Source organism: Tumebacillus lacus (genome assembly GCF_026410385.1).
In the GTDB taxonomy this organism is placed as follows: Bacteria; Bacillota; Bacilli; order Tumebacillales; family Tumebacillaceae; genus Tumebacillus; species Tumebacillus lacus.
Map to the genome: position 1 here is coordinate 116,783 of NZ_JAPMLT010000013.1, position 13,221 is coordinate 130,003.

Genomic DNA, 13,221 nt, shown 5'->3' on the forward strand with positions numbered 1-13,221 from the left:
GAAAGAAGAAAGGCCAACTGGAGACAGTTGGCCTTTTTTGCATTTTGCTCGCTAGTTCATTTGGCAGAGGATCTTGCAGACGTTGCGTTCGGCGGCCGGTTGCTGGTCCACAGGCAGTTTGCGGATCAGGTAGAGGGCGGCGTACGGGACTTTCAGCGCGTGCGGGTCGTTGTAGACCTGCGACCAATAGTCCGGGGCAAACAGCGTCTCAAACGGCGGGTCTGTGATCTCTGTGTGAAGGTACTCCTCCGGGATGCGGCGGTTGAGCTGCATTTGGATGCGATGGTTGTTCATGCCGCTCTCGGTCAGTTCGGGGTAGCCGAGGCGGGCAAATTCGTACAGGGCCTGCGCGTGGGTGAGACCGTGTTCCACCTCGCCGGTGAAGTGGTAGCGTTTGCCGTCGATGGTCGCAGACGGGATGATTCGTAAGCATTCGGTCAGCGCGCGTGCGCCCAGATCGTCCAAGGAGCGGTACTCGGGGATGTCGGTGACTTGTTTGAGGGTATAGGCGGAATAGTCGTCGAGGCCGAAGTAGCGGTTGCCGCTTCCTTGTGAGGAGTCGAGCAGGGTATTGAAGAAGCCGGTGACGATGCTCGGGAGGAGCAGGTCCGGGCGGTCTGTGAACGCCTTCAGAGCAAGAAAGCCATAGGCGAGACCGTGACCGGAGTTGCTGAGGCGGGCGGCGTTGGCACGAAGGCCTTCGATTATGCGGTTCAGCAGGGCCGGGTCGGGAGTTTCGTTTTCGTAGGGGACGAAGAGCCGGGGAGAGCGGGCGATGAATTGATCGGCCATCCGTTTGAGACCGCTGCGGACGTGGTCGGGCAGATCGTATTCTTGGTTCATGTAATAGGCGGCCAAGAGAGCGGCACCGAAGTGACCGCCAAACCAGCCAGGGTTGATTTCATCTGAACGGCCTAAGGCATGGAGTCCAAGCTCCAGATACGTTTCGTTGATCGTCATCAGGATCGCCTCCGTAAAAAGGATGGGATTTGATTCCAGTATAAGCGGTGTGTGTTACTTTGTATACAAAAATGTATGTTATATATAAAAATAGGTGTGAAAAAGAAAGAAGAGTCAACACCCGCCGGATGTTGACCCTTTGATTCAACTACTGAGGGCGGCCCCAAACCACTGTCACCAGTTCGGTGTTGAGGGCTGTCTGCTCCCGAATGATCCGCACATCTTCACGAACGTTCTGAATTTCGAACGCAAGACCGGCGATGTCTGCCTTGAGGTCAGCTCGCACCGCTTTGACCTCCGAGCGGACGTCTTGGATTTCTTCCGTGAGAGTCGCGATGTCCGCTTTGAGTTCCGTACGGACGGCTTGGATGTCCGCTTTGAGTTCGGTGCGGAGTTCTTGTTGGCTGGTTTGCAGGTCGGTAACGGCGGTTTGCAGGTCGGTGACGGTGGATTGCAGGGTATGGAGGGCGTCCAGGATGTGTGTGGCGAGTTGGTCGGTCATGGGTGGTGATGCTCCTCTCTGTATGGGGGTAAAGATCGAGGGTTGCACTGATGTGTAATCAGGAACCCGCGTATTTGTGTGAAAAGAGAGGGATGACGCAATAATTGTCCCTATTATAACACAAATGGAGAAAAGGCATAGTTCTCACTTTGCCTTTTCTCCATGAAAATTACTGACTGACAACCTCAACATCCGTCTTCTTCACGAAGGCGAAGCGATGGTTGAAGTGAATTTGATAATACTCGTCCGCCCCTGCCACCACACGGTAGGTGGACGGCGCATTGAACAATTTGGCGTAGAAGTAGTCGGAGGTCACCGCCTCTGTCGCCACATACGCCTGCTCGGCCGGGATGCGGTATTGCAACGCCGTGTTCAACCGCGCCGGGATGCCGGCAGCCGTGTAGGCGGCCGCTTCCGGGAAGGCCGACCCGTAGACCGGGATCGAGGTGAGCCCCGCTTTCGGCTTTACCAGCAGGCCGCTGCCAGGCGAGGTGTTTTTGCCGTTCGGGTCGTGCAGCCATGCTTTTTGGCCGCCGTAGTAGATCGCCGTCCAATCGCCTTGCTGATCCGCTTTGACGAATCGCTGTCCCGTCACCGCTTTGTTGCCCCAGTCATAGATCTGGTGGGTGCCCGGCGAGCCGTCCGGGTGCAGGGCCGGATCGCTGATCAGCGGCGCGTCAAAGCTCGGAGCGGTGTGCAGATACACAAAGCTCGCCGGTTGCGGCTCCAACTCGCGCTTGTTGTATTTCAAGTACGGCAGGTTGGTATGGAAGTTCGGGTCGATCGTCACAACGTTCGAATCGGCTGTCGCATCGCTCGGGTTGAACGATGCGCCGAGCAGCGAGAAGTAGTGCGCCCAGTCGAAGAACGCGCCCGGGTCCCAGTGCATGCGCGTCTGGTTGTACGGAGTCAGCCCCGGAATGTCGTCATGACCGATGATGTGCAGGCGGTCCAGCGGCACATCGTAGCGGTCCGCCAGATAGCGCACCAATTTCGCCGACGATCTGTACATCTGCTCGCTGTACCACGTCGCCCCTTCCACCGCAAAGCCCGAGTGCTCGATGCCGATGGAGTGCGCGTTGACAAACCAGTTGCCTGCATGCCATGCGACGTCCTTCGGGCGCACCATCTGCGTAACTTGCCCGTTGACGGAGTTTACCGTGTAGTGAGCGGAGACGTAGGATTTGGACAGGAAGGTCTTGATCGCCGATTCGTAGCTGCCTTCCACGTCATGGATGACGATGTAGCGAATGTCGTTGCCGTCTTCCGGACGGTTGGCGAGGTCGTAGTTGCCGTAGTCTGTCGCGCTGCCGGAGTACTGCTTGTACGCTGCCGGAATGTAGCGGCAGGCGAGGCCGTTCGGGCAGTCCGCGTCGGAGAGCGCAGCGTTGCGCAGGTGCAGCGGGTAGGCGGTCGCCGTATTGGGCGTGACCGCAGCGGGTGTCAAAACCGCATGCTGACCGCTGTTGGTGGTGCGCTCCATCCCTTGTTGGATCGTCGCATAGACCGCGTCGGCAAACTCGGTGGCGATCTCCGCCGTGTCTGTGCCGCTGTACTTGGCGACCGCTCCGTACCAATCAGCCGCGTCGGTCGGCAAGGTGCCGATCGTCTCGCGCGCGTACTGGGCCAGCAAAGCCGCGCCGCCGCGAATGTTTTGCGCCGGATCGAGTAGGAGGAAATCCGGGTCGATGCCGAGCAGCGCGGCCGCGGTGTCGAGCGTGTGCAGGGCCGGGTCAAACTCCTGCGAGGCGAACGACTCGTCCTCCCCTTTGGCAGCGCTTTCCCCCGCGTACCGGGTCAAATGCATCACGCCGTACCCGCCGGATGTGCTCGGCTCGCCGTCATGGTGCTCCCAACGGGATTCGTTGTACGCAACAGACATCAGGATCGGCAGCGGCACGCCAAACTCTTGTGCGGCAGACTCAAAGGCGGTTTGGAGCTTGTTCGGTTGATGCGGCTGCGAGACGGCAGTCTCCTCCGCATAGACAGCAGGGGTGAAGCCGGTCGGCAAGGCGAGCGCGCCCGCCATCAGCACGGCCAAGAACGAAAGCCGCGTGCGTCGACGCATGGACATGGTAAATTCCTCCTTCGTTGTTTCACGAGTTGAGAAGAGAACGTATTAAATTAATATATTGAAAACTCAGCACTTTCTAATAATAACAAGTACAGGAAAATCCATCAAGAACGAGTTAAGTCGGCAGGCTTCCCTTTTTTGTAAATTTTCTACTTGTCGAAGAACTCGATGTCTGCTACTGTTTATTCAATAGTTCTATTTGCAAAAATACATAGTAAATTTACTCAGAGGTGATTCTAAATGAAAAAGAAACTCGCTCTTCCGTTGGCTGTCGTCACGGCGTTTGCTGCTGTTGGCTGCTCCAGCAATACAGATACGGCCGACTCTCCGAAAAAAGATGCGGCTCAAGAAGTAAAAATCGCATTCCGCTCCGAGCCGGAAGTGCTCGACCAGTCGAAAGCAACCTCCGAAGAGAGCTTCACGATGGTCAACGCCTTCGGGGAAGGTCTCTACCGTCTGGACAAGGACAACAAGCCGCAACCGGCGATGGCAGCTGCTCTCCCGGAGATCTCTGAAGACGGCAAAGTCTACACGATCAAGCTGCGCGACAACGCCAACTGGTCGGACGGCTCGCCGGTGACCGCGGAAGACTTCGTCTACTCCTGGAAGCGCACGCTCGCTCCGGAAACCGGCTCCCAATACGCGTTCATGATTAACAACTGGGTCAAAGGCGCCGAAGAGTACAACACGAAAAAGGCACCGAACGCAGACGGCGTCGGCGTCACCGCGCTGGACAACAAGACGCTCAAGATCGAGCTGAAAGCGCCGGTCGCTTTCTTCACGTCGCAACTGTCCTTCCCGGTCTTCTTCCCGCTGAAGAAAGACGTCGTCGAGAAGCACGGCGACAAATACGCGGCAGACGCGGACAAGGTCGTCGCAAACGGCCCGTACACGCTCAGCAAATGGGACCATGAGCAAGAGCTGGAATTTGTGAAAAACGACAAGTACTGGGACGCGGCGAACGTCAAGCTGGAAAAGATCACGTTCCAGATCTCCAAAGACCAAAACTCGTCGCTCAACCTCTATGAGACCGAAGACGCGGACATCGTCGAGATCAACCGCGACCAAGTCGTCACCTGGAAGGACAAGCCGGACTACATCGCCGTACCGACCTTGTTCTCCTACGGCCTGCGCTTCAACCAAAAGACCGTTCCGGCATTCAAAAACGCCAACATCCGTCGCGCGCTGACGATGGCGATCGACCGTCAAGGCCTCGTCGACACCGTGCTTGGCAACGGCTCGAAAGCAGCGACCGGCGAGATCCCGTTCGGCACGTTGGACGGCAACAACGCGGAGTTCCGCAAGACGGCCGGCGACACGATCCTCAAATTCGATCCGGTAAAAGCCAAAGAACTGCTGCAAAAAGGTCTCGACGAACTGGGCATGAAAGAGCTGCCGAAGTTTAAGATGATCGGCGACGATGACGAAGTCGGCAAAAAGACGATGGAGTACATCCAAGCGCAGTACAAGCAATACCTCGGCATCGAGCCGGATGTGCAAAACCTCCCGAAAAAGCTCCGCGTGCAACAGCAGAACGACGGACAATTCGAGATGCTGGCACCGTCCCGTTGGGGCGCGGACTACAACGACCCGATGACGTTCCTTGATCTGTGGGAGTCGGACGGCATGTTCAACTACATCTCGTACAACTCCCCGGAATACGACAAACTCGTCAAAGGGGCAAAGGTGGAAGCCGATCCGCAGAAGCGCACGCAGATGCTCGTCGACGCAGAGAAGATCCTCATGAACGACGCTGCCATCGGGCCGCTGTACTTCCTCGGCCGCTCCTACCTCAAGCGTCCGTCGATTGACGGTCTGGTCTTCCCGGCGACCGGCGCGCAGTACGAGTTCCGCTGGGCATCGATCAAATAATCAGTTTGCAAAAGTACGGGGAAAGAGAAGCCGCAACATGAGGCTTCTCTTTTTTGTGCATACTCTTCACGAGGAACTATAAGGGAAGGTGCTTCCATCGTGAACAAGCAAGAGCCGTTACTTTGGATCAGTCAGTACGTTCACGACCTGTTGCAACAGAAATTCGGTCAGGAACTGAACCATTGCGAAGCGTTTCTGGGCGGTAGATATCTGGTGGTGTTTGTGCGCGGTTTCGTCTCGGCGATGGAGGGCGTGCTGTTGCGCCAAGGGCAACTTGACAAGGTGGCCAACGCGCGGGCGATGGTGATGGAGAGCCTGATCACCGAGTACAAGACCTATCTGAAGTTGCAACTCGCCCTGAGCGTCGACGAGTTTTACCAAGACTGGAGCTATGAAAACAACACGGGTGTGATCATTGCGCTCTTGAAAGAGGAGCAGGAGCATCCCGAACCGCCGGGTGACTGGCGGGGACTTGACGGTCTGGAAGACGAGGTCAACCGGATCAGCCACATCATCGAACAAACGCCGCGGTTGACCACGGTCGTCCCCTTGACGCCGCGCGTCTTGATCGTGCAGCGTGACGGGATTTTGATCCTGTTGGAGAAGGTGATGATCGCCAAAGGGTATGTCAAGGAGTTGCGGGCGACGAAGGCCGATGTGGAGAAAGACTATTTTCATCACCAAGCGAATTTTACGGCGATGGTCGGGCGTGAGTTGGAAGACCTGTTTGTCGATTGGAACTTTGAATCGGACAGGTCGATCATGTGTTTGATGTGGAAATGAGTCATGATATAATGGTGACTGCATATTCCAACTTTGACGCGCCCTGCCACCAAAGGGGAGAGGAAATAAAGCCTTTCTTTAAGGAGTGCTCGAAGCCATGGAAGACAGCAAGCAACAGATGCTGACGACGATCAGCAGTTATACGGGGAAGCTCTTGCGCGACCATTTTGGCAAAGGACCGGAGTCGGTCTTTGTCTCTGCCGGGTCGACGTATTTCAATATTTATATCCGCAATTTCCTGTCTCCGATCGAACGGGTGCTGCTGGAGCAGGGCCAGGAGATGGTCGTGCGTGAACTGCGCATGAAGATGATGGACAAACTGCTGCCCGAACTGCGCGAGTTTTTGGAAGAGACCACGGGGCAGAGGGTCCGGGAGCTCTACTATGACTGGGGATTTGTGAAATGCTCCGGCGTGATCTTTGGGATCTGCGATCGGCCGTTTGAGCTTTCGGACGAGGTGGACGAGCAGTACGCCGGTCGAAACGAACTGGATGCGCTGATCAATCAGATCTCCAAGGAGACGGAGAAGCAGCCGGAGTTGACCTATTCCTTTCTGTTGAACGAGCGGACGCTGATCGTGATCCGCAAAGGGATTCTCGTGCGGATCGAAGAAGAATTGATCCGCATCGGGCATGGCGAGATCTTGCGCCGGGTAAAGTCCAATCTGGAAAAGCGGGACCTGCAAAACAGCCAGCAGTTCGAGTTGATTCTGCACAGGCGGGTGGTCGATTCGTTTGTTGACTGGGATTTTGAACGGAACAAGAGCGTGATCATTTTGATCTTGCAACCAAGTACATGATGAGGTGGAAATGATCGGGACCTGAGTGTCAGGAGCCGGATCGTGAGCCGAGATGTGCAGACAGGAGACTGTCTGCGGATCTCGGCTTTTTCTATTTTGATCAGAAGGAGACTGAGCATGGATACGTGGAAGAGATGGGGAAACGAGACGGTGCGCATGATGGCGTTTGAGATCCGGGCTGAGATCACGCCGACGCACGGGTATTTGCAGGTGCTGGCTGCCGGCAGCGAGTGGGAGCGGGAGGCGGAGAGGCTGTACGGGCTGCTCGCGCGGCTGCAGATCGTGGAAGCGGTGCTGCGGGAGTTGATCGCCGGACGGATCAAGCGGCGGCCGTGGATCGCGCGGCAGGCGGTGTTGCTCGGGGAGGAGCTTGGCAGCGTGTATCGGGAGTTGCTGAAACTGCCGCTCGATCCCGTCTCCGAGCGACTCGCGGTGATGCTACAGGGGCTGTGGATGGCGGAACGCCTGTGCCGGGAATTGGCAGACTTGGCTGGTTAATCTAGAAAATGGTATAGTGGATTGGTTACTTTGCAAACACTGTTGTGTAGAACACGATCTTTGCAGAAGGGGTCTTTCCATGAGAATTAACAAATATATTTCCTCCACCGGCTTTTGCTCGCGCCGGGAAGCGGACAAACTGATCGAACAAAAACGCGTCACCATCAACGGCGTGCTCGCGGAGATGGGCAGCACGGTCGAGCCGGAAGAGACGGTCAAAGTCGACGGCAAGCCGATCGGCAAGGCCAGCGGCATCCGCAAGCGGACCGTCTACATCGCGCTGAACAAACCGCCGGGCATCACGACGACGACGGAGACGCACGTGCAGGGCAACATCATCGACTTTGTGAACCATTCGGAGCGGATCTTCCCGATCGGCCGCTTGGACAAGGAGTCGGAAGGTCTGATCCTGCTGACCAACGACGGCGATATCGTCAACAAGATCCTGCGCGCCGAGAACAACCACGAGAAAGAGTACATCGTGACGGTGAACAAGTCGGTCACGTCGCAGTTTTTGAAGAATATGGCGCAGGGCGTGGAGATCCTCGGACAAAAGACGTTGCCGGCCAAAGTCTCGAAGATCAGCGACACGTCGTTCAAGATCATCCTGACGCAAGGGTTGAACCGGCAGATCCGCCGGATGTGCGAAGCGCTTGACTACAAGGTCAAGAAATTGCAGCGCGTGCGGATCATGAACATCCGCTTGGAAAAATTGAAGTTGGGCCATTGGCGCAATCTGACGCCGAAAGAACTGGCCGAGCTCAAGGACATGATCAACGACTGAGCAAGGGATGTCATCGGACGTCCCTTTTTTCATGAATTTGAAAGAATCACAGTTGCGGACGGGGGCGAACAAGCGGTACGATTTTGATATAATCAAGAGGATCCGCTTGAAAACTCTCCGCTTAGGATGTGATACGCATGATGAAGACTCCGATTGGCCGTCTGCGTGTGATCGGATTTATTGAAGGGATCTCGTTCCTGCTGCTGCTGTTCATCGCGATGCCGCTCAAGTACATGTTTGACCGGCCGGAGATGGTGCAGGTGGTTGGGATGATTCACGGCGTGTTGTTTGTGCTGTTTATTTTGGCGGTGTTGCATGCGGCGGTCGTGCATCGCTGGAAGATGCTCAAGGTGCTGTTTGCGTTGATCGCGTCGTCGATTCCGTTCGGCACGTTTGTGCTCGACGCGCGGTTGCGCCGCGAGCAGCAGTAAGGTCTATAGGCAGAACGAAAAGGCTTCCCCGGCGGGGAGGCCTTTTTTATTTCGGTCGAGGCAGTTGGACGGAAAACGAGGTGCCGACACCTGGGGTGGAGACGCAGGTGACGGTGCCGCCGTGGAGTTCGACGATGGAGCGGGTGATCGCAAGTCCCAGACCCGCTCCGCCGTTTTTGCGGGTGCGGGCGGTGTCGATCCGGTAGAAGCGTTCGAAGAGATGATCGAGATGTTCGGCGGGAATGCCAGAGCCGTTGTCTTGGACGGCGAGCCGGATCTTCTGTCCGTTTTGTTTCAGCGACACGCGGATCGTGCCGGACTGTTCGTCGGTGTGTTGGACGGCGTTTTGGAATAGGTTGAGGATCACCTGTTTGATCCGGTCGCGGTCCAGTTCGGCCTCGATGCCGGCGGCGATCTCAAACTCGACGCGGCGTTCGCCTGCCAAGAGGCGCAACTGCGGCACCATCTGTGCGAGGAGGGTGTCCAGCCGGTCTGACGTCAGCGTGAAGTCCGGGGCCCGGTCGAGGCGGGCGAGCAGGAACAGGTCGTTGACCAGTTTGTTCAGGCGCGCCGATTCGCCGTGCATGGAGTGCAGGGCGTTTTGCAGTTTGTCCGGGTGAGCGGCCGCACCTCGGAGCAGGACTTCGAGAAAGCCGTGGATCGAGGTGAGCGGCGTGCGCAGTTCGTGGGACGCATCGGCGATGAAGCGGCGCATCAGTTCTTTGGCTTCTTTTTCGGCTTCAAAGGAGGTCTCCAGTCTCTCCAGCATGGCGTTGAAGGCGGCGGAGAGGCGGTCGGTCTCCAGTTGGCCTTGGTCGGTCGGCAGCCGTTCGTCGAGGTTGCCCGCGTTGATCCGCTCGACGGTGTCGACGACGCGGGAGAGAGGCACCAGCGTCTTGCGCAGAACGGGCAGGAAGGTCAGAAAGCCGATCAGCAAGGCGATGACCGACAGCGAGAGGAAGATCAGCAGTTGACGCAGGAGGATGTCCTGCATCGGGGCGATGCTGGTCGAGATCTGGACGATGCCGAGCGGTCCGCCGTACGAGACGATCGGCTGAAGCACGACCAATGTTTCTTGCCCCTCCGAGTCGGTGATGATCTTGTAGTCGATGAGCGGGCCGGTGCTCGGCTTGATGCGGTCCGGCTGGGCGAGTCGGATCGCTTGCTCGTAGTCGACACGGGACAACTGCGGTGTGGGTCCGTAGCGCGCGTCTTCGAACAGGGCGGTGAACGTGCCGTCCTTGGCGATGAAGGCGAGGCTCGTATCCGGCATGCGCATGGAGCTGAGCGGGCTGCGCGGGTCGTTGGCGACCGGGTCGGCGGCGAGCAAGGTCCACGCTTGGGCGGGGACGGTGCGGATCTGGCTTTGCAAGGTCATGGCACGGTTGCTGTAGAGAAACTGCTGCATCAGGACGTATTGCAAAAAGCCGATCAGAGCCAGAAGGACGGAGAGGATCAGCAGGGAGCGGGCGGAGATCTGAAAGCGCAAGGAGCGGGGCAGCCGGATCTGCGGGATCTTCATGGCAGATCCACCCGGTAGCCGGAGCCGCGCACGGTGCGGATGACGCGGTGTTCGCGGTCGCCGATCTTTTCCCGGAGCGAGCGGATGTAGACTTCGACGATGTTGTCTTGCCCGCCGAAGTCGTAGCCCCAGACCTTGTCCAAGATCAGGGCTTTGGAGAGCACGAGGCCGTGGTTGAGGACGAGGTATTTCAACAGTTCGTACTCGGTGGCCGACAGGGACAGCACGTCGTGGCCGCAGGTGATCTCTTTGCGGCGGTCGTTGATGCGAAACGGGCCGACGGCGACTTCGCTGAGCAGGTGCGGGAACTGGTTGCGGACGCGGGCATGGATGCGGGCGAGCAGTTCGTCGAAGGAGAACGGTTTGATCATGTAGTCGTCGGCACCGAGGGTGAGGCCTTTGACGCGGTCCTCGACTTCCTCTTTGGCGGTGAGCATGATCACGGCGGTGGGGGTCTCCCTATTTTTCAACCTCTTGCAGACTTCAAATCCGTCCAGGCCGGGCATCATCACGTCAAGGATGACGATCTGGGGGTGGAACTGTTCGGCTATCGTTAAGGCGGTTAGGCCGTCGGGTGCGGTTTCGACTTGGAAGCCTTCGTTTTCAAGGCCCATGACAAGGAATTGCAGGATGTTGGGCTCGTCGTCGACGAGCAGGATTTTGATGCTGTGGGTTGGATACATCGGAGTTCACCTCTCGTTCCCATTGTACCCAATCGAGAGCGGAGCGGGAGGATGTATTTGGATGTATGGGCAAAATAGTGTAGGATGAAGCAAGGAATAGAGCGAAGGGGTTGACCTCGTGGAGTGGACGGGTGAACGGATCATCCCGAAGTTGATGAAGCCGACGAACGGGATGCTGCTGGAACACATCGCGCGGTATTATTTTGCAGAACCTTATATACAGGGACGGGTGCTGGATATCGCCTGCGGGTCCGGGTACGGCTGTCATATGGTCGCCAAGGATCGCAAGCGGGAGGTCACAGAGCTGGTCGGAGTGGACAACGACCCGGAGACCATCGCCTATGCGAATGTGGAATACAATCACCAGAAAGTGAAATACATACAGGGCGATGCACTCGATCCTGAGCTGCCGGAGCGGCTGGGGCTGTTTGATACGATCTTGAGTTTTGAGACGATTGAGCATGTGGCGGACGATCTGGTCTTTATGGATCAGCTCTACCGGATGTTGAAGCCTGGCGGTACGCTGGTTTTGTCGTCGCCGTTTGGACGGGGGCGCGGGATGCAGACGTCGGAGCCGTTTCATGTGCATCAGTTGACGGCGGAGGAGTTTGAGTCGTTGTTTGCGCGGTATGCGTTTGATGATGTGGAGATCTATTATCAGCGGGGCGTGACGTTTGAGAAGCCGCGGGACGGTGTGCGGTATTTTATCGGCGTGGCGGTCTGCCGGAAAAGAAAAGATGAGGTGTTGGATCGATGACAGGTTTTCAAGAGTTGGGCGTGATCTCGGAGTTGTCCCGCGTGCTGACGGCACACGGGATATTTGAGCCGACGCCGGTGCAATCGCAGGCGATCCCGGTGGTGTTGGCGGGCGACGATGTGCTCGCACAGGCGCAGACGGGGACGGGCAAGACGCTGGCGTTTGTGTTGCCGATGTTGCAAAAGATCGATCCGTCGCGACCGGTGGTGCAAGGGTTGATCTTGTGCCCGACGCGGGAGTTGGCGTTGCAGGTGTCGGAGGAGATCAAAAAGTTGCTGGTGCTGCTTAAGGGCATCAATGTGCTGGCGGTGTACGGCGGTCAGGATGTGGAGCGGCAGATGCGCAAGCTGCAGGGCGGCGTGCATCTGATCGTGGCGACGCCGGGGCGTCTGCTCGATCATCTGCGTCGCGGGACGGTCGATCTGTGGGATGTGAAGATGCTGGTGCTCGATGAAGCGGATCAGATGCTGCACATGGGCTTTTTGCCGGAGGTGGAGGCGATCCTGCGCGAGGTGGCGGAGGATCGGCAGACGATGCTGTTCTCGGCGACGATGCCGGAGCAGATTCGCAAACTGGCCAATAAGTATCTGCGGATGCCAGTCGATGTGAAGATTGAGGCGGAGCGGCTGACGGTGAAAGATGTGCGTCAATTGGTGATTGAGACGACAGACCGTTTGAAGCAGGATACGTTGAAGATCTTGATCGAGGAGTATCGGCCGTTTTTGGCGATCATCTTCTGCCGGACGAAGCGTCGGGCGCAGGTGTTGAATGAGGCACTGCAGCAGGCGGGGTATGAGTCGGACGAACTGCATGGGGATCTGTCGCAGGCGAAGCGGGAGCAGGTGATGAAGAAGTTTCGCGAGGCGAAGATTCAGCTGTTGGTGGCGACCGACGTGGCGGCACGGGGGCTGGATGTGAGCGGCGTGACGCATGTGTTCAACTACGACATCCCGCACGATCTGGAGAGCTACGTCCATCGCATCGGCCGCACGGGCCGGGCGGGCGAGCGCGGCATCGCGATCACGCTGGCGTCGTCGCGGGACCGGGAGTTCCTGGCGATGATCGAGCAAGGGATCGAGATGGAGATCGAGCGGCACATGGTGCAGGGCGTGAAGATCCACCGCGCACCGCTGGAGAACTACAGCAAGGACAAGCCGTACGGCGAACGACGCGGCCGAGGCGGCAACGACCGAGACCGCAAAGGCGGCGGTGATCGTGACCGTCGCGGCGGCAACGACCGAGACCAAAAGGGCGGTTACGGAGCACGAGGCGGCAACGACCGCGATCAAAAAGGCGGTTACGGAGCACGAGGCGGCAACGACCGCGACCAAAAGGGCGGTTACGGAGCACGCGGCGGTAATGACCGCGATCAAAAAGGCGGTTACGGAGCACGCGGCGGTAATGACCGCGATCAAAAAGGCGGTTACGGAGCACGAGGCGGTAACGACCGCGACCAAAAGGGCGGCTACGGAGCACGAGGCGGCAACGACCGCGACCAAAAGGGCGGTTACGGAGCACGCAGCGGCAACGACCGTGATCAACGTGGCGGGTGCGGA

13 protein-coding genes are annotated in these 13,221 nt (G+C 57.8%); 8 read left to right on the forward strand and 5 right to left on the reverse strand.

Annotation, left to right across the window (positions count from 1 at the left end; all coding sequences use genetic code 11):
• Positions 1-51: 51 nt before the first annotated feature.
• The 3 genes from OS242_RS18210 to OS242_RS18220 form a co-directional block, all read right to left on the reverse strand.
• Positions 52-960 (reverse strand): hypothetical protein, encoded by a 909-nt coding sequence (locus tag OS242_RS18210; RefSeq protein ID WP_267153128.1) that lies wholly within the window; start codon positions 958-960, stop codon positions 52-54.
• 148 nt (positions 961-1,108) lie between these two features.
• Positions 1,109-1,462, reverse strand: coding sequence for a hypothetical protein (locus OS242_RS18215; RefSeq protein WP_267153129.1), 354 nt, complete (start codon positions 1,460-1,462; stop codon positions 1,109-1,111).
• Positions 1,463-1,631: 169 nt separating this feature from the next.
• Positions 1,632-3,536, reverse strand: coding sequence for an N-acetylmuramoyl-L-alanine amidase (locus OS242_RS18220; protein ID WP_267153130.1), 1,905 nt, complete (start codon positions 3,534-3,536; stop codon positions 1,632-1,634).
• A 240-nt stretch (positions 3,537-3,776) separates the two neighbouring features.
• Between OS242_RS18220 and OS242_RS18225 the strand changes: the two genes are divergently transcribed.
• From OS242_RS18225 to OS242_RS18250, 6 genes are all read left to right on the forward strand, one after another.
• Complete coding sequence (locus OS242_RS18225; RefSeq protein WP_267153131.1) at positions 3,777-5,408, forward strand: peptide ABC transporter substrate-binding protein; 1,632 nt, start codon at positions 3,777-3,779, stop codon at positions 5,406-5,408.
• A gap of 99 nt (positions 5,409-5,507) precedes the next feature.
• Positions 5,508-6,191 carry a Na-translocating system protein MpsC family protein gene (locus OS242_RS18230; protein WP_267153132.1) on the forward strand — a complete coding sequence of 228 codons (684 nt, stop codon included), beginning with the start codon at positions 5,508-5,510 and terminating at the stop codon, positions 6,189-6,191.
• 97 nt (positions 6,192-6,288) lie between these two features.
• A complete protein-coding gene (locus OS242_RS18235) occupies positions 6,289-6,990 on the forward strand; it encodes a Na-translocating system protein MpsC family protein (protein ID WP_267153133.1) in 702 nt (233 codons plus the stop codon).
• 117 nt (positions 6,991-7,107) lie between these two features.
• Entirely contained in the window at positions 7,108-7,488 is a 381-nt protein-coding gene (locus OS242_RS18240; RefSeq protein ID WP_267153134.1) for a hypothetical protein, read from the forward strand.
• Positions 7,489-7,567: 79 nt separating this feature from the next.
• Positions 7,568-8,272: a 23S rRNA pseudouridine(2604) synthase RluF gene (gene rluF / locus OS242_RS18245; protein ID WP_267153135.1), complete on the forward strand. Its 705-nt coding sequence runs from the start codon at positions 7,568-7,570 to the stop codon at positions 8,270-8,272.
• A gap of 137 nt (positions 8,273-8,409) precedes the next feature.
• A complete protein-coding gene (locus OS242_RS18250; protein WP_267153136.1) occupies positions 8,410-8,703 on the forward strand; it encodes a DUF3817 domain-containing protein in 294 nt (97 codons plus the stop codon).
• Between the two features lie 46 nt (positions 8,704-8,749).
• Here the strand turns inward: OS242_RS18250 and OS242_RS18255 are convergent, their stop codons facing one another.
• Positions 8,750-10,225 (reverse strand): sensor histidine kinase, encoded by a 1,476-nt coding sequence (locus OS242_RS18255; protein ID WP_267153137.1) that lies wholly within the window; start codon positions 10,223-10,225, stop codon positions 8,750-8,752.
• Positions 10,222-10,908: a response regulator transcription factor gene (locus tag OS242_RS18260; RefSeq protein WP_267153138.1), complete on the reverse strand. Its 687-nt coding sequence runs from the start codon at positions 10,906-10,908 to the stop codon at positions 10,222-10,224. Before OS242_RS18260 ends, OS242_RS18255 begins: the two co-directional genes overlap by 4 nt.
• Positions 10,909-11,062: 154 nt before the next feature.
• On the opposite strand from OS242_RS18260, the gene OS242_RS18265 reads away from it, so the two are divergent.
• Together OS242_RS18265 and OS242_RS18270 are read left to right on the forward strand one after the other, a co-directional pair.
• Positions 11,063-11,665 (forward strand): class I SAM-dependent methyltransferase, encoded by a 603-nt coding sequence (locus OS242_RS18265; protein ID WP_267153146.1) that lies wholly within the window; start codon positions 11,063-11,065, stop codon positions 11,663-11,665.
• On the forward strand, positions 11,662-13,221 hold a 1,560-nt coding region (locus OS242_RS18270; RefSeq protein ID WP_267153139.1), incomplete at its 3' end, for a DEAD/DEAH box helicase. The genes OS242_RS18265 and OS242_RS18270, both read left to right, overlap by 4 nt.